Source organism: Pantoea sp. X-Soil-YNGN-844, from assembly GCF_059730595.1.
Genome location: NZ_AP036007.1, coordinates 3,776,270 through 3,801,226, shown reverse-complemented (window position 1 = coordinate 3,801,226; position 24,957 = coordinate 3,776,270). Strand labels below are relative to the sequence as shown.

The 24,957-nt window shown below is 55.0% G+C and carries 22 protein-coding genes; 9 read left to right on the top strand and 13 right to left on the bottom strand.

All coding sequences use genetic code 11. The features are described 5' to 3' along the window. Positions 1-2: 2 nt before the first annotated feature. Entirely contained in the window at positions 3-845 is an 843-nt protein-coding gene (locus AC6I8C_RS17715; protein WP_150037572.1) for a 23S rRNA (adenine(2030)-N(6))-methyltransferase RlmJ, read from the bottom strand. Between the two features lie 405 nt (positions 846-1,250). Between AC6I8C_RS17715 and prlC the strand changes: the two genes are divergently transcribed. Both prlC and rsmJ read left to right on the top strand, forming a co-directional pair. Further along, complete coding sequence (gene prlC / locus AC6I8C_RS17710) at positions 1,251-3,293, top strand: oligopeptidase A (protein WP_497823176.1); 2,043 nt, start codon at positions 1,251-1,253, stop codon at positions 3,291-3,293. An 8-nt stretch (positions 3,294-3,301) separates the two neighbouring features. Next, positions 3,302-4,060 (top strand): 16S rRNA (guanine(1516)-N(2))-methyltransferase RsmJ, encoded by a 759-nt coding sequence (gene rsmJ / locus AC6I8C_RS17705; RefSeq protein WP_497823175.1) that lies wholly within the window; start codon positions 3,302-3,304, stop codon positions 4,058-4,060. 189 nt (positions 4,061-4,249) lie between these two features. Here the strand turns inward: rsmJ and AC6I8C_RS17700 are convergent, their stop codons facing one another. Together AC6I8C_RS17700 and uspA are read right to left on the bottom strand one after the other, a co-directional pair. Next, positions 4,250-4,492, bottom strand: a complete 243-nt coding sequence (locus tag AC6I8C_RS17700) for a hypothetical protein (RefSeq protein WP_266307925.1) — start codon at positions 4,490-4,492, stop codon at positions 4,250-4,252. 442 nt (positions 4,493-4,934) lie between these two features. Continuing rightward, positions 4,935-5,372 (bottom strand): universal stress protein UspA, encoded by a 438-nt coding sequence (gene uspA, locus AC6I8C_RS17695; RefSeq protein ID WP_147789621.1) that lies wholly within the window; start codon positions 5,370-5,372, stop codon positions 4,935-4,937. A 417-nt stretch (positions 5,373-5,789) separates the two neighbouring features. Here uspA and uspB point away from each other — a divergent pair, with 417 nt between their 5' ends. Next, positions 5,790-6,125, top strand: a complete 336-nt coding sequence (uspB, locus tag AC6I8C_RS17690; RefSeq protein WP_497823174.1) for a universal stress protein UspB — start codon at positions 5,790-5,792, stop codon at positions 6,123-6,125. Positions 6,126-6,162: 37 nt separating this feature from the next. Here uspB and pitA read toward each other — a convergent pair whose 3' ends face one another. Continuing rightward, positions 6,163-7,665 (bottom strand): inorganic phosphate transporter PitA, encoded by a 1,503-nt coding sequence (pitA, locus tag AC6I8C_RS17685; RefSeq protein WP_497823362.1) that lies wholly within the window; start codon positions 7,663-7,665, stop codon positions 6,163-6,165. Positions 7,666-7,908: 243 nt separating this feature from the next. Between pitA and AC6I8C_RS17680 the strand changes: the two genes are divergently transcribed. Then, positions 7,909-9,093 (top strand): BaiN/RdsA family NAD(P)/FAD-dependent oxidoreductase, encoded by a 1,185-nt coding sequence (locus tag AC6I8C_RS17680; RefSeq protein ID WP_497823173.1) that lies wholly within the window; start codon positions 7,909-7,911, stop codon positions 9,091-9,093. A 7-nt stretch (positions 9,094-9,100) separates the two neighbouring features. Here AC6I8C_RS17680 and AC6I8C_RS17675 read toward each other — a convergent pair whose 3' ends face one another. Beyond that, complete coding sequence (locus AC6I8C_RS17675; RefSeq protein ID WP_497823172.1) at positions 9,101-10,087, bottom strand: aldo/keto reductase; 987 nt, start codon at positions 10,085-10,087, stop codon at positions 9,101-9,103. A gap of 293 nt (positions 10,088-10,380) precedes the next feature. Between AC6I8C_RS17675 and AC6I8C_RS17670 the strand changes: the two genes are divergently transcribed. Further along, on the top strand, positions 10,381-10,578 hold the full coding sequence (locus AC6I8C_RS17670) for a hypothetical protein (protein WP_013359382.1): 198 nt from the start codon (positions 10,381-10,383) through the stop codon (positions 10,576-10,578). Position 10,579: 1 nt separating this feature from the next. Further along, positions 10,580-11,407 carry a hypothetical protein gene (locus tag AC6I8C_RS17665; protein WP_033784226.1) on the top strand — a complete coding sequence of 276 codons (828 nt, stop codon included), beginning with the start codon at positions 10,580-10,582 and terminating at the stop codon, positions 11,405-11,407. Positions 11,408-11,465: 58 nt separating this feature from the next. On the opposite strand, the gene AC6I8C_RS17660 is transcribed toward AC6I8C_RS17665, so the two are convergent. After that, positions 11,466-12,485, bottom strand: coding sequence for a LacI family DNA-binding transcriptional regulator (locus tag AC6I8C_RS17660; RefSeq protein ID WP_497823171.1), 1,020 nt, complete (start codon positions 12,483-12,485; stop codon positions 11,466-11,468). A gap of 228 nt (positions 12,486-12,713) precedes the next feature. Between AC6I8C_RS17660 and AC6I8C_RS17655 the strand changes: the two genes are divergently transcribed. Further along, entirely contained in the window at positions 12,714-13,391 is a 678-nt protein-coding gene (locus AC6I8C_RS17655; protein WP_497823170.1) for an SDR family oxidoreductase, read from the top strand. 15 nt (positions 13,392-13,406) lie between these two features. On the opposite strand, the gene AC6I8C_RS17650 is transcribed toward AC6I8C_RS17655, so the two are convergent. Beyond that, on the bottom strand, positions 13,407-14,795 hold the full coding sequence (locus AC6I8C_RS17650) for a sugar porter family MFS transporter (RefSeq protein WP_497823169.1): 1,389 nt from the start codon (positions 14,793-14,795) through the stop codon (positions 13,407-13,409). Between the two features lie 270 nt (positions 14,796-15,065). On the opposite strand from AC6I8C_RS17650, the gene AC6I8C_RS17645 reads away from it, so the two are divergent. Then, entirely contained in the window at positions 15,066-15,725 is a 660-nt protein-coding gene (locus AC6I8C_RS17645; RefSeq protein ID WP_013359376.1) for an epoxyqueuosine reductase QueH, read from the top strand. On the opposite strand, the gene AC6I8C_RS17640 is transcribed toward AC6I8C_RS17645, so the two are convergent. Beyond that, a complete protein-coding gene (locus tag AC6I8C_RS17640; protein ID WP_013359375.1) occupies positions 15,726-16,226 on the bottom strand; it encodes a helix-turn-helix domain-containing protein in 501 nt (166 codons plus the stop codon). A 346-nt stretch (positions 16,227-16,572) separates the two neighbouring features. Between AC6I8C_RS17640 and AC6I8C_RS17635 the strand changes: the two genes are divergently transcribed. Continuing rightward, positions 16,573-17,595: an alpha/beta fold hydrolase gene (locus AC6I8C_RS17635; protein ID WP_497823168.1), complete on the top strand. Its 1,023-nt coding sequence runs from the start codon at positions 16,573-16,575 to the stop codon at positions 17,593-17,595. Between the two features lie 26 nt (positions 17,596-17,621). Here AC6I8C_RS17635 and AC6I8C_RS17630 read toward each other — a convergent pair whose 3' ends face one another. The 5 genes from AC6I8C_RS17630 to uxuA form a co-directional block, all read right to left on the bottom strand. Then, entirely contained in the window at positions 17,622-18,590 is a 969-nt protein-coding gene (locus AC6I8C_RS17630) for a GGDEF domain-containing protein (protein ID WP_497823167.1), read from the bottom strand. A 103-nt stretch (positions 18,591-18,693) separates the two neighbouring features. Continuing rightward, positions 18,694-19,671: a porphobilinogen synthase gene (gene hemB / locus AC6I8C_RS17625; RefSeq protein ID WP_033734324.1), complete on the bottom strand. Its 978-nt coding sequence runs from the start codon at positions 19,669-19,671 to the stop codon at positions 18,694-18,696. Positions 19,672-19,797: 126 nt separating this feature from the next. Further along, complete coding sequence (gene proP, locus AC6I8C_RS17620) at positions 19,798-21,303, bottom strand: glycine betaine/L-proline transporter ProP (RefSeq protein ID WP_033784222.1); 1,506 nt, start codon at positions 21,301-21,303, stop codon at positions 19,798-19,800. Positions 21,304-21,742: 439 nt separating this feature from the next. Further along, entirely contained in the window at positions 21,743-23,350 is a 1,608-nt protein-coding gene (locus tag AC6I8C_RS17615; protein WP_497823166.1) for an EAL domain-containing protein, read from the bottom strand. A gap of 282 nt (positions 23,351-23,632) precedes the next feature. Next, entirely contained in the window at positions 23,633-24,817 is a 1,185-nt protein-coding gene (uxuA, locus tag AC6I8C_RS17610; protein WP_497823165.1) for a mannonate dehydratase, read from the bottom strand. Positions 24,818-24,957: the final 140 nt, after the last annotated feature.

Sequence of the window (24,957 nt, the reverse complement as noted above, 5' to 3'; positions counted from 1 at the left end):
GTTTATTCAGGAACGATCTGATTCACCACGAAGTGACCGGTACCGGCCGGAACCAGTTTCTTGTGCAGCCACGGCAGCAGGGTAGTCATCTGATCGGCCAGCTTCCACGGCGGGTTAATCACGATCATGCCGGAGGCGGTCATGCCGCGCTGATCGCTGTCCGGACGGGCGGCCAGCTCGATCTGCAGAATATTGCGAATGCCTGTCGCTTCCAGGTCGCGCAGCATGTGTTTGATCTGCTGACGTAACACCACCGGATACCACAGCGCAAAGACGCCGGTGCCAAAACGTTTATGGCCTTCCTGAATCCCTTTCACTACCGCCTGGTAGTCGCTTTTCATCTCATACGGCGGGTCGATCAGGACCAGACCGCGACGCGACGGCGGTGGCAGTTTCGATTTTAACTGCTGATAACCGTCGGCACGGTCGACGCGCGCGCGGTTATCTTTGCTGAACTCGTTGCGCAGCAGCGGATAGTCGCTGGAGTGCAGCTCGGTGAGTTGCAGCCTGTCATCTTCACGCAGCAGATGACGGGCAATCAGCGGGGAGCCGGGATAGTAGCGCAGCGAGGGGCCACGATTCAGCGCACCGATCGCGTCAAAATAGGGTTGCAGCAGTTCCGGTGCATCGGGCTGTTGCCAGATACGCGAGATGCCTTCCAGATATTCACCGGTACGCTCGGCGTGCTCGCCGCTCAGCTGGTAGCGGCCTGCGCCTGCATGGGTATCCAGGTAGAAAAACGGTTTCTCTTTCTCTTTCAGCGCCGTGATGATCAGGCTCAGAACGGTGTGCTTCAGCACGTCGGCGTGGTTGCCCGCATGGAAGCTATGGCGATAACTCAGCATTATTTATCCTGTTGAATGTATAAGGTTTTAATTGATGGAAAATCAATTTATACCAATTATTACCTCACGTATTACCCACAGAACGACGCACAGCAACCGACGCAGGAAAAGCATGAGAATCCGCGATTATATCAGGGATGGCCTGGCGATGGGCCAGAAGCGTGATAACAAATCGGGATTACAGGGCGTGGCATCCTGTTGCAGGCATGCAGGTACGGAAAGCTGCCAGACGCGCCCACCGTAATCACAGTCATAGTTTAAAAGCCGCGGGCTTTCGGGTAGCCATTCGCGTGTTTCTTCCCCACCTCATCCTGACCCCATTGATTTTCACTACACTAAGCCGCATGTTACTTAGATTGCGTTGCGCGACCCGCTGCGCCCCATACATTGATAAAGGACTGCGCTATGACCAATCCGCTACTGACATCTTTTACGCTCCCCCCTTTTTCTGCCATCCAGCCTGAACATGTTGTTCCTGCCGTGACGGAAGTGCTGAGCCAATGCCGCGCAGAAGTCGAAAAAGTGGTGGCGCAGGGTGCGCCGTACACCTGGGATAACCTGGTTCAGCCGCTGGCGGAAACCGACGATCGCCTGAGCCGTGTTTTTTCCCCGGTCAGCCATCTTAATTCGGTAAAAAACAGCCCGGAGCTGCGTGAAGCCTATGAGCAGACGCTGCCGCTGCTCTCTGAGTACAGCACCTGGGTCGGTCAGCATGAAGGGCTGTATCAGGCGTATCGCAACCTGAAAGAGGGCGATCAGTACGCGGCTCTGGATCTGGCGCAGAAGAAAGCGGTCGATAACGCCCTGCGTGATTTCGAACTCTCCGGTATCGGCCTGCCAAAAGATAAACAGCAGCGCTATGGCGAAATCGCCGCGCGCCTCTCTGAGCTGGGTTCGGCTTACAGCAACAACGTGCTTGATGCCACCATGGGCTGGAGCAAGCTAATTACCGATGAAAACGAGCTGGCCGGTATGCCGGAAAGCGCGCTGGCGGCGGCGAAAGCCCAGGCCGAAGCCAAAGAGCAGGAAGGCTGGCTGCTGACGCTGGATATTCCAAGCTATCTGCCGGTCATGACCTACTGCGACAACGCGGCGCTGCGCGAAGAGATGTATCGCGCCTATGCGACCCGCGCCTCCGATCAGGGTCCGAACGCCGGTAAATGGGACAATGGTCCTATCATGGCGGAAGAGCTGGCGCTGCGTCACGAGCTGGCTCAGCTGCTGGGCTTCGACTCTTACGCGGATAAATCGCTGGCGACCAAAATGGCGCAAAGCCCGTCTCAGGTGATCGACTTCCTGAATGACCTGGCTGAACGCGCCCGTCCGCAGGGTGAAAAAGAGCTGGAGCAGCTGCGTGCCTTTGCGCAGAAAGAGCATGGCGTTGAGCAACTGAATCCGTGGGATCTCACCTATTACGGTGAAAAGCAGAAGCAGCATCTCTACACCATCAGCGATGAGCAGCTGCGCCCTTATTTCCCGGAAGAGCGCACGGTCGCCGGTCTGTTCGAAGTGGTGAAACGCATTTACGGCATCACTGCGAAGCAGCGTACCGACGTTGAGGTTTATCATCCTGACGTGAAGTTCTTCGATCTGTTCGATGAAACCGGTGAACTGCGCGGCAGCTTCTATCTCGACCTTTACGCCCGCGAGCACAAACGTGGCGGTGCGTGGATGGATGACTGCGTCGGCCAGATGCGTAAAGCCGATGGCAGCCTGCAGAAACCCGTTGCTTACCTGACCTGTAACTTTAACCGTCCGGTGAAAGGCAAACCTGCGCTGTTCACCCATGACGAAGTGATTACCCTGTTCCATGAGTTTGGTCACGGCCTGCACCACATGCTGACCCGCATCGAAGCGCCTGGGGTTTCCGGGATCAGCGGTGTGCCGTGGGATGCAGTCGAACTGCCAAGCCAGTTCATGGAAAACTGGTGCTGGGAGCCGGATGCGCTGGCCTTTATCTCCGGTCACTTTGAGACTGGAGAACCGCTGCCGAAAGAACTGCTGGATAAAATGCTGGCGGCGAAAAACTATCAGGCCGCGCTGTTTATCCTGCGTCAGCTGGAGTTCGGCCTGTTCGATTTCCGTCTGCACACCGAGTTTAATCCGGAGAAAGGCGCACAGATTCTGGAAACCCTGCGCGAAGTGAAAAGCCGCGTGGCAGTCGTTCCGAGCCCTGAATGGGGCCGTTTCCCACACGCCTTCAGCCACATTTTTGCCGGTGGCTATGCGGCGGGTTACTACAGCTATCTGTGGGCGGACGTGCTGGCGGCGGATGCGTACTCCCGCTTCGAGGAAGAGGGCATCTTTAACCGTGAAACCGGTCAGTCGTTCCTGGATAACATCCTGACGCGTGGCGGTTCTGAAGAGCCGATGGAGCTGTTCAAACGCTTCCGTGGCCGTGAGCCGCAGCTCGATGCGATGCTGGAACATTACGGCATTCAGGGATAAGTCGGTTCGTGAAAATCTGTTTACTCGATGAATCAGGCGCCGGAGACGGCGCCTTATCACGTTTAGCGCAGCGCTGGCAGCTGGAGCACGATGAAGATGCGCTACTGGCACTGGTGCAGACACCGACGCATCTTGAACTGCGCAAGCGTGATGAGCCAAAGCTGGGCGGTATTTTTGTTGATTTTGTCACTGGCGCGATGGCGCATCGCCGTCGCTTTGGTGGTGGACGCGGTGAAGCTGTCGCCAAAGCGGTGGGTATCAAGGGCGGTTATCTGCCGGATGTGGTTGATGCGACCGCCGGACTGGGACGCGATGCGTTTGTGCTGGCGGCGCTCGGCTGCCGGGTGCGGATGCTGGAGCGTCATCCGGTGGTGGCTGCGCTGCTGGAAGATGGTTTACAGCGCGGTTATCAGGATGCGGAAATTGGCCCCTGGCTGCGCGACCGCCTGACGCTGATTCATGCGGCCAGCGCGCAGGCACTGGGCGAGATTACGCCGCAGCCGGATGTGGTTTATCTCGATCCGATGTATCCCCATCGCCAGAAAAGTGCGCTGGTAAAAAAGGAGATGCGGGTCTTTCAGTCGCTGGTCGGGCCGGATGAAGATGCCGATGCGCTACTGGAACCGGCGCGTCGGCTGGCAAAAAAACGGATTGTGGTGAAGCGGCCAGACTATGCGCCGCCGCTGGCGGGTGTTGTGACGCAGGCGGCGGTCATAACCAAAAGCCATCGCTTTGATATTTATCCGCCGCTGGTCAGTACGCTTTAGACGAATGACGATCTGAAGCGATTGCTTCAGGCCATAATAATTTTCCTGCCGCTTATCTCCGTATGCCTGGTCTGAAAGTGACCTGGCATAATATTTTTGCTAAATAAAAAAGCCTGCCTGAAATACTATCAGGCAGGCTTTAATTATCCGCACGCGCATTGTCGCGTTAATGCGGTGCTACTGATTTGGTCAGGCGGCCAATTTAGTCAGGAAGCCTGAAAATGCATTCAAAAAGCTTTTGGCGAAGCTAAGGCCAATCGCTTTGTAAGTCAGACCCAGAGTCTGGCCCAGATCAGTGCTTTCCTTGATTGATGCGACGGTGGTGTCAAATAAGCCGGACACTTCAGTCAATGCAGTATTAACCTCACCCAGGAATTCAGTCAGGCCCGCGCCGCTAACGGCAGCAATTTCTGTCTGATTAATCTCTCTCACTTTTAATATCCTTATTGGTTTTTTAAAATAATGGGAATTATTATTTTGCTTTATCCGTTGCCTGCGCAGCAGATAAGCCAGCGAAAGATAACGGATGAACTAACCTTTTCCTATAGTAAGATTTTGATAAATTACGCTTTGCTATTAATAAAGTTCTTATCATTAGCGACTGGATGAATGAGCAATGTAATGATGGGTTTAAATTTATGTATAGGGTTGTAGTTACAGTGCTAAAAGGAGGAAATATAAACGGATGTCAGAAATGATGAAGCTGCGTATATTGAGTTTTGTGTAAAGTCAGGCTGGCGGATATCTTTATAAATAAAAAGAAATCCAGGTGGCGTTGCGCGGGAATCAGGAACTTAAATCGCGGGCCAGAATAAAGCGTAAATATATTCAGCCCGATAAGAAAGCCGGCTTGCACCGGCTTTAATAACAGCGGTTACTCTTCGTCTTCATCGCGCAGCGGCACAATCAGCATGTCGATATGCACGGTATTGATCAACTGACGGGCTGAAGACATCAGCTTGCTCCAGAAATCCTGATGATGACCGCACACTACCAGGTCAACGTCATATTTTTTGATCGCATCAACCAGCACCTGGCCGAGGTCGCCACTGCCGCTCAGCGTCTCGCTGATCGGATAGCCCGCGGCATCTGATAACCCTTTCAGTGCCGTATGCGTCTCTTCAGAGATGCGCTTCTGCATATCCCCTAAGTTGACATCAATCAGGCCGGTGTAGAGGTCGGAGTAATTCACATCGACGTGAATCAGGGAAATTCTGGCATCGTACGGGCGAGCCAGCGAGACGGCCTTATCCACCAGTAACTGACTTTCGGGAGAAAGGTCTACTGCAATCAGGATGTGTTTATAAGCCATGATAAAACTCCTTTCACGAGATTAAGGATGGCATCCGGTGTTCCTGCCGCGTCACAGCTTAGCGAAATCCTTTGCGCGAGCGGGCGATGAGCGCCACCAAAGTGTCTACCTGCGTTGCAGGTGATGATGTTGTTATGTTCTGAGTATAGCCTTCTCTCACTGCAAATGCTGCCGCTGCCGCCTGGCTTATGAATAAGATCAAGGCTATGCCAGATTTACTCGCGCTGAACGAAAATCATCGTTGGAAAAAATGTAAAGAATTCTCCTACACTGAAAAAAGGCGGTCCGGTTCGCAGCCGCTCAGGGGGTCGAAAATTTTCGCAGTCCGGTGATTTTCAGTGGCTGGTTTTTTCTGCAGGCGGATACAGTGTCTGACGCTGGGTCTGTTGCTGCAATGCCAGCCAGGAGGGGGAGAATATGATCAACACTATTGCGCTTTTTTGGGCTCTTTGTGTGGTGTGTATCGTGAATATGGCGCGCTATTTTTCATCGCTGCGTGCCCTGCTGGCGGTATTACGGGGCTGTGATCCGCTGCTGTATCAGTATGTCGATGGGGCGGGATTTTTCACCTCTCATGGTCAGCCGAGCAAGCAGGTGCGGCTGGTCACTTATATCTGGGCAAAGCGCTATCTCGATCATCATGACGATGAGTTTATCCGGCGCTGCGAGCGGGTGCGTGGGCAATTTATGCTGACCAGTGCGCTGTGCGGGCTGGTGGTCATCAGTCTGGTGGCGCTGGCGATCTGGCATTAAAAAAGGGCGACTTGCGTCGCCCTTTTTTTAGCTGGCATCACACCAGTTTTAAGGCAATCCAGTAGAGCGAACCTGACAGCAGAATACAGACCGGCAGGGTGAAAATCCACGCCATGGCGATATTCTTGATGGTCCGGCTCTGCAGTCCGCCCCCGTCAACCAGCATCGTACCGGCTACGGATGAAGAGAGGATATGCGTAGTGGAAACGGGCATGCCGGTATAGCTGGCGACGCCAATCGACACCGCGGCGGTCACCTGCGCTGACATGCCCTGTGCATAGGTCATGCCTTTTTTACCAATCTTCTCACCAATGGTGGTGGCAACACGACGCCAGCCAATCATGGTGCCGATGCCCAGCGCCAGCGCCACGGCCACAATAATCCAGATCGGCGCATACTCGATCGTGCCAAGCAGGTCGCTTTTCAGCTTATTGAGGAAGCGCTTGTCATCTGGCGAGGTCTCTTCCAGACGGGCCGCTTTATCGGCGGTGTCTGAGATACACAGCAGCAGACGACGCATCTGACCGCGCTGCTCAACCGTCAGCTGGTCGTAGCTCTGCAGATTATTCAGCAACACCTGAGCACGCTGAACTGCCTGCAGTGCACGCGCGCTGTCACAGTGGAACTCCTGCGGGCTGGTCGCTGGCACTTCTTCCGGCGTTGGCAGCTTAGGCGGTGCCATCTGGATGATGTGCGTCAGCGAGGCGTTATGCTGCTGGTAATACTGCTCCAGGTGATTAACCGCATCGCGGGTACGCGTAATGTCATACCCGGAGGCATTCATATTCACCACGAAACCGGCCGGAGCCACGCCAATCAGGACCAGCATGATCAGGCCAATGCCTTTCTGACCGTCATTCGCGCCGTGCGAATAGCTCACGCCAATTGCCGAAACAATCAGGGCGATACGGGTCCAGAACGGCGGCTTTTTCTTGCCGTCGATCTTCTCGCGGTCAGCAGGCGTCATATGAATACGCGCACGCTTTTTGGTATTGCTCCAGTAGCGACGCAGAATGAAGATCAAGCCGCCCGCCATCACCAGGCCGACAATCGGCGACAGGATCAGAGAAAGGAAGATGTTCAGGACTTTCGGGATGTTGAGTGCATCAACTACCGATGTTCCGGTCATCAGGGCGTTGGTCAGACCGATACCGATAATGGCGCCGATCAGGGTATGGGAGCTGGAGGCCGGCAGACCGAGATACCAGGTGCCGAGGTTCCAGATAATCGCCGCCAGCAGCATAGAAAACACCATGGCGAGACCGTGAGCCGATCCAACATTTAACAACAGATCGGTGGGAAGCATATGAACAATAGCGTAAGCGACACTCAATCCACCGAGCAGCACGCCAAGGAAGTTGAATACACCCGCCATCACCACAGCAAGCTGGGCACGCATGGCACGCGTATAGATGACCGTCGCAACTGCGTTGGCCGTGTCGTGGAAACCGTTGATTGCTTCGTAAAACAATACAAACAGCAGGGCAAGAACCAATAACAGGCTAGTACTGAGGTCTAGACCAGCAAACAGATGTAGCATAAACGTTACGCCATTTTTGGAGGACATGAACGCGGCGCATTATCCGCGACAACGTGCTGTATGGGAAAGGAAAATATAGCGTTAATTTGACCTTTCGTCGTAAGGCTGAAGGGTAACTCAGCTAAAAAGGGTTAGATATTAAGCAGATACAATATGACACATTTACGGCAATTTTTTGACGCTGGCGTCTCAGTGAGCAGATCACTACAATCTGCGCCTTTCCAGTTAAGTGAGTGAACCGCAGTGGAACAGTTTGACGTTATCATCATTGGTGCCGGCGCCGCCGGTCTGTTCTGTGCCGCCCAGGCCGGACAGCGGGGGCGCCGCGTGTTACTGCTGGATAACGGCAAAAAGCCGGGACGCAAGATTTTGATGTCGGGCGGTGGCCGCTGCAACTTCACCAACCTCTATACCGAACCGGCGGCCTATCTGTCGCACAATCCCCACTTCTGTAAATCGGCGCTGGCGCGTTATACCCAGTGGGATTTTATCGATCTGGTCAATCGTCACGGGATTGCCTGGCATGAGAAAACCCTGGGCCAGCTCTTCTGTGATGACTCGGCTCAGCAGATTGTCGATCTGCTGCTGGCCGAATGTGACAAGGGCAATGTCACCCTGCGGCTGCGCAGTGAAGTGCTTAGTGTGGCGCGTGATGAAAGCGGTTATACCCTGCAACTCAACGGCAGTACGGTTCAGGCGGAGAAGCTGGTCATCGCCAGCGGCGGCCTGTCGATGCCAGCTCTGGGCGCTTCGCCGTTTGGCTACAAAATTGCAGAGCAGTTCGGCCTGAGCGTCTTTCCGACGCGGGCGGCGCTGGTGCCCTTTACTCTGCACAAGCCGCTGCTGGAGCAGCTGCAGACGCTGTCAGGCGTCGCGCTGGAAACTACGATTGATGCGCAGGATGGCACCCGCTTCAAAGAGGCGATGCTCTTCACCCATCGCGGCCTGTCCGGTCCGGCGGTATTGCAGATCTCCAGCTACTGGCAGCCGGGTGAATTCGTCACTATCAATCTGTCGCCCGCCACACCGCTTGAGGCGTTTCTGAAGGCACAGCGTGAAGCACATCCGAATCTCAGCCTGAAAAACAGCCTGGCGAAAATTCTGCCGAAGCGCCTGGTGGAAGTCCTGCAGACGCTGAAGGTGGTACCAGACATCACTCTGAAGCAGCTCAACAGCAAACAGCAGACCGAACTGGCGCAGACACTGCACGCCTGGCGCATCCAGCCAAACGGCACAGAGGGCTATCGTACGGCGGAAGTAACGCTGGGCGGGGTGGATACGACGCAGCTCTCATCAAAAACCATGGAGGCGCGTGCGGTGCCGGGACTTTACTTTATTGGTGAAGTGGCCGATGTCACCGGCTGGCTGGGCGGCTATAACTTCCAGTGGGCCTGGAGTTCCGCCTGGGCCTGCGCCCAGGCGTTGTAACGCGCGTCTACCAGCGCTGATGCACGTGAGGCGCGATCTTCTCCTGATAGATCTGCTTCAGCGCTGCCATCGTCTCCTCAGAGAGCGCCTCGACATCGCTGGCGCGGGCATTGGCTTCAGCCTGTTCACGGTTTTTCGCGCCAGGGATTACCACGCTGACATCTTCGTTCATCAGGATCCAGCGCAGCGCAAACATCGCCATGGTGGTGTCCCCGGTGACAAAGCGGCGAATCTCCTCAACCGCTTCCAGCGCCACCTCATACGGCACGCCGGAGAAGGTCTCGCCCTTATCGAACGCTTCGCCATTGCGGTTAAAGGTGCGATGGTCGTCAGCGGCAAACACGCTGTCGGCATTCATTTTACCGGTCAGCAGACCTGAAGCCAGTGGCACGCGGGCGATAATCGCCACATCACGGCGTTTCGCCTCACGCAGCAGCAGTTCTGCTGGACGCTGGCGGAAAATGTTGTAGATCAGCTGAATCGACGAGACGTTGGGAAATTCCAGCGCCTTTAGCCCTTCCTCGACTTTCTCAACGGAAACACCGTAGTGACGGATTTTTCCGGCAGCCACCATCTCATCCATCACCGCAAAGACGTCCGGGTTGTAGTAGACCTCGGTCGGCGGGCAGTGCAGCTGCACCAGATCCAGCGTTTCGGTCTGCAGATTTTCACGTGAGCGATCGATAAAGGTGTTGAGATTTTCGGCGTTGTAGCCCTCAGCCACGTGCGGTGAAAGCCGACGCCCCAGCTTGGTGGCGACAAACGGGCGTTCCCCGCCGCGCTGGTTCAGCACCTCTGCGATAATCTTTTCTGAGCGGCCATCGCCATAGACATCGGCGGTATCAATAAAGGTGATGCCCGCATCCAGCGCGGCGTTCAGCGCGGCTTTGGCATCCTCTATGCTTACTTCTCCCCAGGTTCCGCCAATGGCCCATGCGCCAAAGCCAATTTCAGAGACGCGCTGACCGGTGCGGCCCAGTGTTCGTAATTTCATGCAAACCTTCCTCGATGCGTTTCAGACAGGGTGACAGAAAAGGGCTAACCATTGAGCTTAGCGCTTTCCGGCGGGGAGGCGGTTCGGCGTTGTTGCATACCACACCGGTATAAAAAGGAGGCTTTTTGCGGCAGGCTGCTGGTTACGTTGAAGATTTCTGCAAAAAACAGGCCGGATCGTGTGGATACCGCTTCGCTAATTAATTGATTTTAAGAAATTTCACCTGAAATTAAACAGGCGAGAGTGTGGATTCGGTCACATACTTCAATTTTCAGGCCAACAAGTGGATCGCTATGTTTAAATTTGTTAAGTCGGTCTTTGCCAGTCCCGAGAAGTTTCTGCAGATCATGACCCGTCAGGATATCAATGACTCCATCGCCGAAGGTGAGCGCATCATTATTGATGAGAACGGTAATATCTCGGTCAACACGCTGAGTGAGGAAGTCCACGAAGATTTTGCCCGCCATGTGAATACGTTAAAGGGAGTGTAAGGTGGGTACCGCAATATTTATGGTGCTGATGGTCAGTGGTTACTGGTACACCAGCCGTGATTTAAACAGCCGCTTTAAAATCCGCCGCTCGTCGGGCTGGGATGTCTATTTTCTGGTCGCGCTTTACGGCTGTATTTTTGTTCTGCAGGGCGTGTTCGCCACCGGCATCGTCTGGCTGCTGCTGCTCTGTATGTCCGGTATCGCCAATGCCCTGCAGATGATCCCCGGCGTGCATCTGAAGTGGCAGGTAGAGTTCATGAACTGGAGCTTCCTGGGCATCCAGGCACCGGTTGTCATTATGCTCGCTTTCGCCATTCTGCTTTGCCTCTATCGCTCAAACTGGGCGGGCAGCGCACGCCTGAATGTATCAGGGCGTAAAGACCTCTATCAGCGGCTGTCACGCTCCAATGGTGTGGAGCAACTGCTGTTTCAGTGCATGGAAGAGGGCGAACTGGCGTGGATTACGCTGAAGTCGCGCCGTATTTACATCGGCATGGTGCATGCCTCGACCTTTGAATATGAGAGCACTAAAAACATCGTGCTGATCCCGATGCTGAGCGGCTATCGCGACAGCAAAACGCTAAAGCTGGCGGTAGAGCATAACTACAGCAAATGGTACGCCGAGCATGAGATCACGCTCGACTCGAAGCCCAAAGATGCGATGTCGTTCCGTAAAGTGATCATGGTTGACCAGATTGAGAGTCTGTCACTGTTCGATCCGGCCAGCGCCACGGCGCTTTCGATGGGACATCCGCAGGAAGTGGAGAAGAGTCAGGGTAATGATGACGATAGTCCGGATAGCAATGAAAGCCGTGACGAGTCGGATTAAAAACGCTCACCTGGTTTTCCCTGATTAAACAGCCTCATCAGGGAAAACCGGGTTCATCTCACACCATATTTTCCGCCGTAAACAGCCTGAACGCGACTTTACCCGCCTGATAGACATCCGGCTGATAACCGGTTTCCAGATGACTCAGCATCAGATCGATCGCTAACCGGGCATGCTGTCGGGCATGTTGATCCAGCGTAAACGCCACTTCATCGTTCAGCAGTAGCTGACGGGTCACATCATAAAGCTCATGGGTGATGTAGGTGCATTTACCCAGCAACTGATGGGCACGCAGGGTATCGCTGACGTCCGTGTTGCCCATGCCGGTGTTGTAGACTCCGGCAATCGCCTGTGACGAACGCAGATTGCGGGCCAGCTCGCTGCGGATGGTTTCCCGCTGATCCTGACCCGACAGCACCTCACGCAGATAACGCTGCGGCGCACGCAGCTCCATGGCTTCACGGAAACCGGCGATACGCTGACGGTGGGCGCGATAATCAAAGCGGCCGCTGACCATCAGAATGTCGCCGGGCTGGTTCAGGGTTTTACTCATCAGCAGGCCCGCGGTGCGGCCTGCCTGATACTGGTCGATGCCAACATGACACAGGCGATCAGCGTCGGGCAGATCGGTGACGATGGTGATCACCGGCACATTGCGGCTGCGGCACAGCGCCAGTGCCCGATAGACAGGCGGTGAGTCATGTGCAAACACAATAATGCCGTCGCGGGTGCTGCTGCGGGCGATAATGCTCTGTGCCAGCTGCTCGGGCTGCGCTTCGGCCACCAGCGTTTTATGCAGCTTCAGGCGGCGATAGCCAAGCTGACTGGCGATCTCGCTGAAACAGGTGGTGAGCTGCTGAAAAAAGGATGAGCCGTTGTTGCTGAGGAAGACTTCGATTTGCCACGGATGCTGATACTCCTCTGGCAGCAGACGCCGGAGTCCCGCTTCGCGCGCGGCCTTCAGAACTTTGCGGCTGGTCTCCAGCGAGACGCCGCCGCGCTCATTCAGCACCCGGTCGACCGTCGCAATCCCGACGCCCGCCATTTTTGCCACCACCTCTAAGGTGAGCTTTTTCATTCAGACTCCACGCGAAAAACGGCGATTAGCTGCTGCCTGTCAGACTGTTTATCTCTTCTAACCGTTTAAAAGTAAAAGATAAAGTAATTTGATGATGGGAAACCATCAACAGCATTGCGCCATGAGCTTTTACCCTCAGTGCGGTCGTCAGGTTAAAAAGCACAGCGGGCCGCTGTCCGGGCGGAAATACCGTTAAGCTTGTAGCGAGACAATTAATGAGGAGTGAATATGGCGCAGCAAAAAGAAGTTCTGATTATTGGTGCTTCACGCGGTATCGGTCTGGCAGTCGTGCAGGCGTTTGCCGGTGACGGCTGGCAGGTTACAGCCACCCATCGCAGCGGTGTTCCGGAACAGGGCAACAGGCCAGGTATTGACTGGCAGGCGCTGGATATGACCGACGCATCGGCGGTTCAGCAGCTTGCGGGCCAGCTCAGTGGCAACGCGTTCGATGCGATTCTGATCAATGCCGGAATCTCCGGGCCTTCGCACCAGAAGGTGTCGCAGAGTGACGATCAGGAACTGGCACAGCTGTTCCTGACCAATGCGATAGCCCCGGTTCGCACTGCAGAGATTCTGCTGCCGCTGCTGAAGCCGGAGGGCGTACTGGCGCTGACCTCATCCCAGCTCGGCAGCCTGAATGAAAACCCGGAGGCGCAGATGCCGATTTACTCGGCCAGCAAAGCCGCACTGAATATGCTGAGCCGCACGCTGACCCCAGCGGTTGAAGCACAGAACGGGACGCTGCTGACGCTGCATCCAGGCTGGGTGAAAACAGATATGGGCGGCGAGAGTGCGCCGCTGACGGCAGAAGAGAGTGCGGCCGGTATCGTCCGGCAGTTAACCCAGTGGCGCGGACGCGGGGGGCATCACTACGTCGATTACGCCGGCCACCAGCTACAATGGTAAGCTGAAACGGGGCGGTTACGCCCCGATGTCCCGCAGTGCCTTACCCTTCATCAGGTTGCGTTCAATGTGCTCCAGCGTCACATGTTTGGTCTCAGGCACCAGCATCATCGTCAGCACGATAAACACCAGATTGAGCGCGCCGTATAACCAGAAGGTGTTGGCATTACCCAGTTGATCCAGCATCGTCAGGAAAGTAGCTCCCACTATCATGTTGCCGACCCAGTTGGTGGTGGTGGAAGCAGTAATGCCGAAGTCACGCCCTTTCAGCGGCTGAATTTCTGAACAGAGCAGCCAGATGACCGGTCCGGCCGCCATTGCAAAGCCAACGATAAACATCAGCAGCATCGCGACCGCAAAGTATTTGCGGAAATCTGTTTCGACGCCGATATGCAGCAGCGTGCCCAGTACGCCCATGCCCACCGCCATCACCAGAAAACTGGTGGTCAGCATCGGCTTGCGACCCCAGCGATCGACAAAAAAGATGGCAATCAGCGTGGCCAGCATGTTGACCAGCCCGACAATCACCGTGCCCCACATCTGCTCACTGGTGCTGGAGAAACCGGCAATATTGAAGATTTTAGGGGCGTAATACATCACCACGTTCATGCCGGTAAACTGCTGCATTACCTGTAGCAGCATCCCCAGCCAGACCGCGCGGCGGAAATTGCCATTAGAGCGGAACAGCGACCAGCCGCGCTGTTTCACCTGGAGGCTTTCCCGGATCTCTTCCAGCTCCTCCCGCGCCTGCTCGCTGCTGTTACGCAGCCGATCCAGCACGCGCTGCGCCTCGTTGAAGCGTCCGTGCGCCGCCAGCCAGCGCGGACTGTTGGGCAAAAACAGCACGCCGATAAACAGGATCACCGCCGGAATAGCGATAACGCCGAGCATCCCGCGCCAGTTGCCGCTGTAGCTGAACGCGGTGTCGGAGAGATAAGCGACCACGATGCCGGTGGTCAGCATCAGCTGGTACATCGAAATCATTGAGCCACGAATACGTTCCGGCGCAATCTCCGCCAGATAGAGCGGCGCGGTATAAGAGGCGATCCCTACAGCCAGCCCCAGCATCACACGGGCACAGACCAGCGACTCCACATCGGGAGAAAAGGCGGACCACAGCGAGCCAATCACAAACAGCGTCGCGCCCGCCAGCATACTTTTCTTACGTCCCAGCTTTGAGGACATCCAGCCCGCCGCCAGCGCACCCAGCGCCGCACCAAACATCATCGAACTCACCACCCACTCCTGCTGATGGTTGGTTATCTGCAAATCCTTCGCCAGGAACGGCAAGGCCCCTGCGATGACGCCGATATCCAGACCAAACAGCAGGCCGGACAGCGCCGCCATAAAACAGACGAACCAGGTAAAACGGTTCTGATGATTTCCCGATTTTTTAGCCGCGGCCATGCGAGTCTCCTTGCGGTGATTCAGTGTCAATATTGTTAATGTTATGTAAACATAGTCGATATCAATGTGGTTCCGATCACACTTCCGGCTATCGCCGGGGTCGCACAACATGGCTGTGAAAGAAAGCATCAGAGATCAGCAGGTTGATTCAGAAACGGGAAACCGCAGCCGAGGCACGAATACGCAAAGCAGCCTGCATCAGGTCAGATTTTGCAACTGACCGCCTGCGGCATTACACTTCCGCCTTTCTGCTATTGATTGAAGGTGCTTATGTCTGAACCTTTCCAGCGTCAGCCGCTGCCCTTGCCGGGCGGCCATAAAAAAGTTTTACTGCACTCCTGCTGCGCACCCTGTTCGGGGGAAGTGATGGAAGCGATGCTGGCCTCCGGCATTGAATACACCATCTATTTCTACAACCCGAATATTCATCCGCTTAAAGAGTATGAGCTGCGCAAAGAGGAGAATATTCGCTTTGCCGAGAAATTTGGCGTGCCGTTTGTCGATGCTGACTACGACCGGGATAACTGGTTTGAGCGGGCGCGCGGGCTGGAGTGGTCGCCGGAACGGGGTGAACGCTGCACCATGTGCTTTGATATGCGCTTTGAGCGCACGGCACTCTACGCCCATGAGAACGGATTCCCGGTAATGACCAGTTGTCTGGGTATTTCACGCTGGAAAGATATGAAGCAGATTAATAGCTGTGGTGTCCGCGCAGCGGCGGCGTATCCGGATCTGCTCTACTGGGATTTTAACTGGCGTAAAGGTGGCGGATCGGCGCGCATGATTGAAATCAGCAAGCGCGAGAGCTTCTATCAGCAGGAATATTGCGGCTGCGTCTATTCGCTGCGCGACACCAATCGTCATCGCGTCACCCAGGGACGTGAGCGTATTAAGATTGGTGTGCAATATTATCAGCCGGATGAATCCTGATTAACTGATATCGCAGAAAGCATCTGCCTGCGCATAGCCGCGCGCTGAGCGCGTAACAGGCCGGACTGTTACGCCACAGCTCTGCTTTATGCTGCCTGGCCGGACGTAGCTGCAGAGCGCGCAGGGGTCGTCAACGTCGGCCATCTGCTGCTTCGCTTCTTCACTCATCAGTCGTTTACGGCAGGCGCTTGGCGTGCAGCCCATAATCTGCTTAAACGAGCGGGTAAAAGATTGCTGGCTTTCAAAATGGTATTTCAGCGCCAGGCTGATGATTGGCGTGCGGCTGTTTTTTAAATCATTCACACTGGCGTTAAGTTTTTTCTTACGAATATAGCGCGCCAGCGTTTCATTATGATAACGGGCAAAGAGTTTCTGTAAATACCATTTCGAATACCCGGCTTTTTCTGCAATATCATCCACGCTTAAACGCTGGTCGAGATTATTGTTAATCCACTCAGTGATAGAGACGATCACGCTTTCGTTATATCTGTTTTCTTTCATAGCTGTTCTCCCCTGTTTAATTCAGCGGAATTATGAATTATTTATCTTAATGTGCTTATTCTTTGCGTAAAGTTCTTTCAGTATTTGAATCGTTATCTCTGAAGATATTCATATGAACAGCAGTTATTAATAAAAAGGATGAATTGTAATTAGTTTGTTGTTGATTATAAGGGGAATAATTTATCCAGGGATGGATAACGATAAACGCGAGCATAGTATTTCGCTTGCCGCTTCGCGGTTAAGGCGGCCAGCGTCTGTGAAATCAAGGCCATAGCACGGACCATCAATAGATTTTCTGCCGCGACATGCCAGGCTTACGATTCACCTTTAACCTGGAGAACCCCGGATGAGCCCGACATACGCGTTGAAAAAACCGCTTGCCGCTTTGCTCACCTCGCTGGCTTTATTTGCGCATGCGCCCGCCAGTGCCGCGCCTGTTTATGGCGAACAGCTGGAAGGATTTCATTACCCCTATCCTCTGCAGCATTTCGATTTTCAGTCCCAGCAGCAAACGCTGAGTATGGGCTATATGGACGTGAAGCCGGTGCAACAGGCCAACGGCAAAACGGTGGTGCTGATGCACGGTAAAAACTTCTGTGGCGCAACGTGGGAAGAGACCATTCGCGCGCTGAGTCAGCAGGACTATCGCGTTATCGCGCCCGACCAGATTGGCTTCTGCAGCTCGACCAAGCCCGCCAGCTATCAATACAGTTTTCAGCAGCTGGCTGAAAACACCCATCAGTTGCTCGCCCGGCTGGGTGTGGAGAAGGCGGTAGTTATCGGTCACTCCACGGGCGGAATGCTGGCCACGCGTTATGCGCTGATGTACCCGGAACAGACGCAGAAGCTGGTGCTGGTCAACCCGATTGGGCTGGAGGACTGGAAAGCCAAAGGCGCACCGTGGCGTTCGGTGGATCAATGGTATCAGCGTGAACTCAAACTCAGCGCGGAGGGCATTAAGAAGTATGAGCAGCAGACTTACTATGTCGGGCGCTGGAAACCGGAATATGACAAGTGGGTCGATATGCTGGCCGGGCTCAACAGCGGGCCGGGACATCAGAAAGTGGCGTGGAACTCCGCCCTCATCTACGACATGATTTTCACGCAGCCGGTATTTTATGAATTTGGCGATCTGAAAGTCCCGACCACTCTGATGATCGGCACCTCAGACACCACGGCCATCGGCAGTGATATCGCCTCAGCAAAGGTCAAAGCCCGGCTGGGCGATTACGCGGTGTTGGGTAAAGAGGCCGCAAAACGTATTCCGGGCGCGCGTTTAATTGAATTCCCCGGGATGGGACACGCGCCACAAATGGAAGAACCGGCAACGTTTAATCAGACGCTGCTCGACGATCTGGCGCGGCCCTGACGGGTCAGGCGCTGCGGCGCCTGATCTCAAACCGCTACGCGTTTCTGCTTTTTCCTGAGGTACATCTGCTCATCGCTGTCATGCAGCAACTGTTCCAGCGACTGCGGATGCGCTGCGTCAAACTCCACCACGCCGGACGAGAATTGCAGGCGGTAACGACGATTCAGACTGACTGACTGCTGTTGCAGATAACGGTCAAACTGGGCGAGTAACGCTTCGCTCTGCTGCTGCTGCAGGCCATTAAACAGCACCACAAACTCGTCGCCACCCAGACGGGCAAACAGATCGGAGTGCTTAAACACCACCTTCATCGCATCGGCAAAGTCCATCAGCGCGCGGTCGCCTTCACGGTGGCCCAGCGTGTCGTTAATCTGCTTAAACTTGTCGAGATCGAGAAAGGTCAGGCAGGCGGGTCGGTTTTTCATCAGGCACTCATTCAGTACCATCTGCCCCAGCGTCATAAAGCCGCGACGGTTGGTAATCTGGGTCAGCTCATCGCAGGTGGCGGTCTGAAAGGCGACCAGTTCCGCTTCAGCCATCGCGGCCAGGTCGCGCATCGTTGCCTGATCCTCTTCGTTGAACTGACGCGGTTCGCGACCAATAATGCAGAGCGTACCCATTTTCGCGCCGCCGGGCGCACGCAGTGGACAGCCTGCATAAAAGCGAATATGCGGTTCGCCGGTCACCAGCGGGTTATCATGAAAACGCGCATCTTTTTGCGCATCTTCAACGATCATGATCTCGTCCTGCAGGATGGCGTGGCCGCAAAAGGAGATGTTGCGGGGTGATCCTTTAGGTTCATAGCCCTGAGCAGATTTAAACCACTGATGGTCATTTTCCAGCAGGCTGACTAACGCGATAGGGACGTCATACAGGCGGCGCGCCAGGCGGGTTAAACGATCAAACCGCTCTTCCGCTGGCGTGTTCATTATGTTCAGCGCACGCAACTGCGATAAACGTTGTGCCTCGTCGGCAGGGATTTCAGGTGCTTTCATCACAGAGACCTTTATTGTTTTAGCGGAAGCCAGGTTCTGGTGTTTGCCTTACGGCGAAGAAGAAGAGCGTGACATAGCAACCACGCTCTTTATGAGGAGGGGATCAGAGCACTTTTTGTTCTGCGAGATCAAGGGCGAAATAGCTGAAAATCAGGTCCGCACCGGCGCGTTTAATCGCACCGAGACTTTCCAGCACCACATTACGCTCATCAATGGCACCGGCCTGTGCGGCAAATTTGATCATCGCGTATTCGCCGCTCACCTGATACGCCGCCAGTGGCAGTTCGGTGCGTTCACGAATGTCGCGCAGAATATCCAGATAGGCACCTGCCGGCTTCACCATCAGTGAATCCGCGCCCTGGGCCGCATCAAGCAGTGATTCACGGATCGCTTCACGGCGGTTCATCGGGTTCATCTGGTAGGTTTTACGGTCGCCTTTCAGCGCCGTGCCGGCAGCTTCACGGAACGGGCCGTAAAACGATGAAGCGAATTTGGTGGAGTAGGACATGATGGCGGTCTGGGTAAAGCCCGCCGCGTCCAGAGCCCGGCGAATCGCCTCAACCTGACCATCCATCGCCGCTGACGGCGCAATGAAATCCGCACCGGCTGCGGCGGCAACCACCGCCTGCTTACCCAGATTGGCCAGGGTTGCATCGTTATCGACGCCATGATCGCAGAGCACGCCACAGTGACCGTGGCTGGTGTATTCGCAGAAGCAGGTGTCAGACATCACGATCATTTCCGGCACGGTGTCTTTGCAGATGCGGGACATGCGTGCCACCAGACCGTTTTCGTTCCAGGCATCGCTGCCGGTCGCATCGGTATGGTGCGAAATACCAAAGGTCATCACCGAGCGAATGCCCGCTTTGGCGATGCGCTCAATCTCATAAGCGAGACGTTTTTCCGGAATACGCATTACGCCAGGCATCGCCTGAATCGCTTTGTAATCGTCGACTTCTTCTTCAACAAAGATAGGCAGAGCCAGATCGTTCAGGCTCAGAGAAGACTCCTGGAACATTTCACGCATTGAAGCGCTGGCGCGCAATCTTCTTGGGCGCTGGATAAGGGAATAATCAGACATTTTCATTCTTACGCAGGTGAAAAAAGTGACGACAGTTTACTCTCTTTGCCCGCGAGGCATGAAGGTTTGTGTGCGGTAATAAGAGGGAAAGGGACTCTCCCGCCGGGCGGCGGGAGAGCAGAACGATTACTCGTTGATATCCGGATGCTGCTGCACCAGGTTTTTACGTTTCGCTTCCAGGCGGGCAATTTCTTCGTCGATATCTTCGATTTTGTGCTCAATGTTATCGTGATGCTCCTGCAGGATTTCGCGTGCTTCTTCCATGTCTGAGGCCGCTGGCGTCGCACCTTTCAGTGGCTTGTTCGCCGTCTCTTTCATGAACAGACCGGTAATCAGACCAATCACCGCCACCACCATCAGATAGTAGGCTGGCATGTAGAGGTTGCTGGTGGTTTCTACCAGCCAGGCCGCCAGCGTTGGCGTCAGACCGGCAACCAGTACCGAGATGTTAAACGCACTCGCCAGCGCACTGTAGCGGATGTGCGTCGGGAACATCGCAGGCAGTGACGAGGCCATCACACCGGTAAAGGCGTTGAGGATCACTGCCATCAGCAGCAGACCGGCAAAAATCAGGCCCAGCACGCCACTGTTGATCATCATAAAGGCGGGAATTGCGAAGACCAGCAGGGCGATACTCCCGATGATGACAAACGGACGACGGCCGAAACGGTCACTCATCATGCCGATCATCGGCTGAACAAACAGCATACCGATCATAATGGCGATGATAATCATCACGCCGTGATCTTCGCTGTAATGCAGGTTGTGCGACAGGTAGCTCGGCATATACGTCAGCAACATGTAGTAGGTGACGTTCGTGGCGATAACCAGACCGATACAGGAGAGCAGGCTGCGCCAGTGTTTGGTCGCAATCTCTTTAAACGAAACCTGCGGACCATCCTGCAGGCCTTCGCGGTCGCCCTGTTCCAGTTTGTCCACGTGCTGCTGGAATGCCGGCGTCTCTTCCAGCGCATGACGCAGGTAAAGACCGATGATGCCCAGCGGCAGCGCGACGAAGAACGGCAGACGCCAGCCCCACTCAAGGAAGCTTTCTTCCCCGATAATGGAGGAGATCAGCACCACCAGGCCCGCACCGAGCACGAAGCCCGCAATCGAACCGAAGTCGAGCCAGCTCCCCATAAAGCCGCGTTTACGGTCAGGCGAATATTCGGCGACAAAGATTGAAGCACCGGTATATTCACCACCTACCGAGAAGCCCTGTGCCATCTTAGCTAACAGCAGCAGAATCGGCGCCCAGATGCCGATGGAGGCATAGGAGGGTATCAGTCCGATACAGAACGTACTGACCGACATGATGATGATGGTGATGGAAAGGATTTTCTGACGACCATATTTGTCGCCCAGCATACCGAAGAACAGACCACCCAGCGGACGGATCAGGAAGGGTACAGAGAAGGTACCCAGCGCAGCGATCATCTGCACGCCTGGTGATGCATCCGGGAAGAAGACTTTACCCAGTGCATAGGCCACAAAGCCATAAACACCGAAGTCGAACCACTCCATCGCGTTACCCAGAGAGGCCGCGGTGATGGCTTTACGTAAACGGGCATCATCGATGATGGTCACATCATCGATCCCAATTGGTTTTACACGCTTCCTACGCAATTTCATAGAATTACCCTGTAATGGAACACGAAAGTCCTCAACGGCGCGAGCCGGGTTGAAGCAGTCAGACCGCTGCGTTGAGAAATTTAAGCATAGCTTCAAATAAGCGCGGTTTACGCGCCCACTGACACAATAATTACTGTTGTTATTATTGCGAACAGCGACAGAGTATACCGTTTTTGTGTGATATCTGTCATGTTTGGGCTACATACAGGCTATTTTTACCACTAATACGCCTGATTAGCTGCGCAAAAAAATTATCACGCCGCGTGACGACCGCCGTTTTTTTCAGCAAATTGGGGGCGGGAAAGGGTGATGAGCGGCGATACCGACGCCGCAGGTGGTTATTCGCTATACAGAGCAGGGTGGCAGTAAGCCATGCGACATAACGAAAGACGCGCAGACGCCGATATTGCGCGGCAAGCCTGTTAAGTTCAGGGTCGGTTCAGATGCTGGCTGTCTGATGAGTCTCAGGGGCGTGATCCGCTTTAACCGGCTGTTCGCCCTGTCTGGCGAGCCAGGCAATCAACGCCGCGTTGTCCATCGGGCGGGCATAATAATAGCCCTGGATGAAGACCACGCCGCGCCGTTGCAGATAGCTGAACTGCAATGCGCTCTCGACGCCTTCCCCCAGCACTTCCAGCTCAAGCTCATGACTGAGCTGAATGATTGCATCCAGTACCGGGGTTCTGCCCTCCAGGGATTCAATCGCGTTGATAAAGCCGCGATCGATCTTCAGATAATCCATGGTGAAGGTCTGTAAGTAACTCAGCGAACAGTGACCGGTACCAAAATCATCAATCGCCACTTTCATTCCGCAACCGCGCAGCTGCTCCAGCTTGCGTGCCACCTCAACGCCATCTTTGATCAGGCTGCGTTCGGTCAGCTCCAGGGTAATCAGGAACTGCTTATCTTTAACCCGGTCAGCAAAGTGCAGCATATCGTCGACAAAGTCCGGGTGCTGCAGATGATCGGCCGCCACGTTAATGGCCAGATGGAAGCCTGGTTCAACCTGCCACGCCTGCACATCCTCTGCAATTAAATCGAGCAGATGACGGGTCAGCGGCACAATCATGCCTTCCGCTTCAGCGGCACCGATAAAAATATCGGGCCGGATGCCGTTACCGTCGGGCGTTGTCCAGCGCAGCAGTGCCTCTGCGCCGCTACAGCGCTGCAGCCGGTTGTCATAGACCGGCTGATAGTGCGCCCTGAACTGACCGCTGGCGATGGCCCGCCGAATCTCATCGCGCCAGGAGATACGCCGTTGCAGCCAGTTCGCCATCAGCATCATCAACAGAATCGAGAAAATTATCGCCATCGGCATGATGATCAACATTACCTGACGCCAGGCCAGGATCAGTTCAGAGGGTGAGGCAATAAGGGTGACAGAGAGCGGATAGCGGCTGGAGCTGGCCTGATAAATCAGCGGTTCAAACCAGCCGGACAGGGCGATTTGCGGATCGCCAAACGAGATCGGCGCGCCGTCGTTGAACTCCATACTGAAATGATAGAGATGGGTGCTGCTGATGGCGCGCATAAAATCGATCAGATACTGGCCATCAACGACTGCCCAGAACCCCTCACCATCGGGCAGATCGCGCATAAAAATCACTGCGGGACGGTCCGGCACACCCGCCGTTCCGGCAATCGACAGGCTCCACCAGGCTTTTCCGGTGACCGGCGCATCACGCATGATCATATCGCTCAGAAAAGCAGGCTTCGTACCATAGGCTGAAGAGCAGGCAATTCTGTTTTCTTCCATTTTACCAATGGCGCGAAAATAGGGATTCAGCGCACCGATGCGCTGTAACTGGTTTTCAATCTGGCTGCAGGGCTGATGCTGAAACTGGCGCAGCTCAGTAATCATATTCCAGGCGCTGTCGCTCATTCTCTCGGCCTGAGATAACAGCGTCTTTGCCGCGCTCACCTGCTGCTGCCGCACGGTGTGGCGCGCATCAAGGGCCGTGAAAAAAATGCCAATAATCAGAGGCAGCACGCCGGAGATAATAATCACCAGCCTGGCGTAGTCGCGTTTTCGTTTCAGTAGCGGCACCGCTAAATCCTCTGGATATTATTGGTATTATACGGAGGGGCTAATCAGTGGCGCAGCATAGCATTTCTCCGGGCGGTGCAGATTAGCGTTTTTGCGATCAACTGAACTGACTCAGGTCAATTATCGACCAGACTTTACATTTTATTGACAGGTTGTTTTGCCTTTATTGGTATTCAGCAAAAAAACAGGTGAGAACGGGAGGCAGGGCAGAAGGGCGAATCGCTGCTGCCGCCTGGGGTGACCCTGGCCCGCCTGAGAGCGGGCGCAGGGTAAAGGTAATTCTTAATCAGCAAAATAGATCTGTTTCAGCGCCACTTCAACGCCACGCAGTTCAGCCAGTCCTTTCAGCCGACCAATGGCAGAATAGCCGGGATTGGTACGTTTATGCAGGTCGTCCAGCATCTGATGGCCATGATCGGGGCGCATCGGAATTGCTCGCTGATTGCCTGCCTGGCGACGGCGCTGCTCTTCCGCCAGAATGACCCTGATGACACCGACCATATCGACGTCGCCCGCCAGGTGCGCGGCTTCATGGAAGCTGTTGGGGTTATCCTCGCGTTTTGTGGCGCGCAGGTGGACAAAGTTAATGCGGTCGGCATAGGTTTCCGCCATCTCAACCAGCGCATTGTCGGCACGCACGCCATAGGAACCGGTACAGAAACAGAAACCATTGTGCAGACTGTCCACGGTTTCCTTCAGCCACTGCATATCTTCCTGGGTAGAGATAATGCGTGGCAGGCCCAGAATCGGGCGCGGTGGATCGTCCGGATGTACCGCCAGTTTAATCCCCACTTCCTCCGCAACCGGCACGATAGCGCGCAGGAAGGTCGCCATATGCTCGCGCAGTGTTGCTTTGTCGATGCCGTCATACTGCGCCAGCTGCGCCTGGAACTGCTCCAGGGTGTAACCCTCTTCGGCACCGGGCAGACCGGCGATAATATTGCGCACCAGCGTACTTTTATCCTCAGCGCTCATGGTGGCAAAGCGCTGAGCGGCGGCCTGCTGTTCAGCCGCGCTGTAATCCTGCTCCGCGCCCGGACGCTGCAGCAGATAAAGTTCGAAGGCGGCGAAAGCGTCGGCGTCGAAGCGTAGCGCTTTTGCGCCATCCGGCAGCGTCCAGGCGAGGTCGGTGCGCGTCCAGTCCAGCACCGGCATAAAGTTGTAGCAGACGGTATCGATGCCGCAGGCGGCCAGATTGCGTATCGACTGCTGATAGCTGGCGATATAGCGAAGGTAGTCACCGCGCTGGGTTTTGATCGCCTCATGAACCGGGATGCTCTCCACCACCGACCAGACCAGACCCTTTTCCGCCAGCAGTGCCTGACGCGCTTTAATCTCCTCAACCGGCCACACGTCGCCGTTAGGGATATGGTGCAGCGCCGTCACAATACCGGTTGCGCCCGCCTGACGCGCATCATCCAGGGAGACCGGATCGTTCGGGCCGTACCATCGCCATGTATGTTCCATTTTTACTCCTCAACTGTGATGTGGCCCAGTGGTCAGGCCGCTGGGCCAAGAGTATGATAGTGGACACATCAGGGCCGTGATCCGGATCGCAGCATGACAAACTGCATCCGGCAAGTGAGCGGTTTATGCGGAATAAAAGG

Coding starts and splice junctions, on each gene's coding strand:
- proP (WP_033784222.1), bottom strand. CDS start 21,303: ATGAAATTGCGTAGGAAGCGTGTAAAACCAATTGGGATCGATGATGTG.
- AC6I8C_RS17675 (WP_497823172.1), bottom strand. CDS start 10,087: ATGAAATTACGAACACTGGGCCGCACCGGTCAGCGCGTCTCTGAAATT.
- hemB (WP_033734324.1), bottom strand. CDS start 19,671: ATGTCTGATTATTCCCTTATCCAGCGCCCAAGAAGATTGCGCGCCAGC.
- prlC (WP_497823176.1), top strand. CDS start 1,251: ATGACCAATCCGCTACTGACATCTTTTACGCTCCCCCCTTTTTCTGCC.
- AC6I8C_RS17655 (WP_497823170.1), top strand. CDS start 12,714: ATGGCGCAGCAAAAAGAAGTTCTGATTATTGGTGCTTCACGCGGTATC.
- uxuA (WP_497823165.1), bottom strand. CDS start 24,817: ATGGAACATACATGGCGATGGTACGGCCCGAACGATCCGGTCTCCCTG.
- AC6I8C_RS17650 (WP_497823169.1), bottom strand. CDS start 14,795: ATGGCCGCGGCTAAAAAATCGGGAAATCATCAGAACCGTTTTACCTGG.
- uspA (WP_147789621.1), bottom strand. CDS start 5,372: ATGGCTTATAAACACATCCTGATTGCAGTAGACCTTTCTCCCGAAAGT.
- AC6I8C_RS17635 (WP_497823168.1), top strand. CDS start 16,573: ATGAGCCCGACATACGCGTTGAAAAAACCGCTTGCCGCTTTGCTCACC.
- AC6I8C_RS17640 (WP_013359375.1), bottom strand. CDS start 16,226: ATGAAAGAAAACAGATATAACGAAAGCGTGATCGTCTCTATCACTGAG.
- pitA (WP_497823362.1), bottom strand. CDS start 7,665: ATGCTACATCTGTTTGCTGGTCTAGACCTCAGTACTAGCCTGTTATTG.
- AC6I8C_RS17670 (WP_013359382.1), top strand. CDS start 10,381: ATGTTTAAATTTGTTAAGTCGGTCTTTGCCAGTCCCGAGAAGTTTCTG.
- uspB (WP_497823174.1), top strand. CDS start 5,790: ATGATCAACACTATTGCGCTTTTTTGGGCTCTTTGTGTGGTGTGTATC.
- AC6I8C_RS17630 (WP_497823167.1), bottom strand. CDS start 18,590: ATGAAAGCACCTGAAATCCCTGCCGACGAGGCACAACGTTTATCGCAG.
- AC6I8C_RS17660 (WP_497823171.1), bottom strand. CDS start 12,485: ATGAAAAAGCTCACCTTAGAGGTGGTGGCAAAAATGGCGGGCGTCGGG.
- AC6I8C_RS17645 (WP_013359376.1), top strand. CDS start 15,066: ATGTCTGAACCTTTCCAGCGTCAGCCGCTGCCCTTGCCGGGCGGCCAT.
- AC6I8C_RS17715 (WP_150037572.1), bottom strand. CDS start 845: ATGCTGAGTTATCGCCATAGCTTCCATGCGGGCAACCACGCCGACGTG.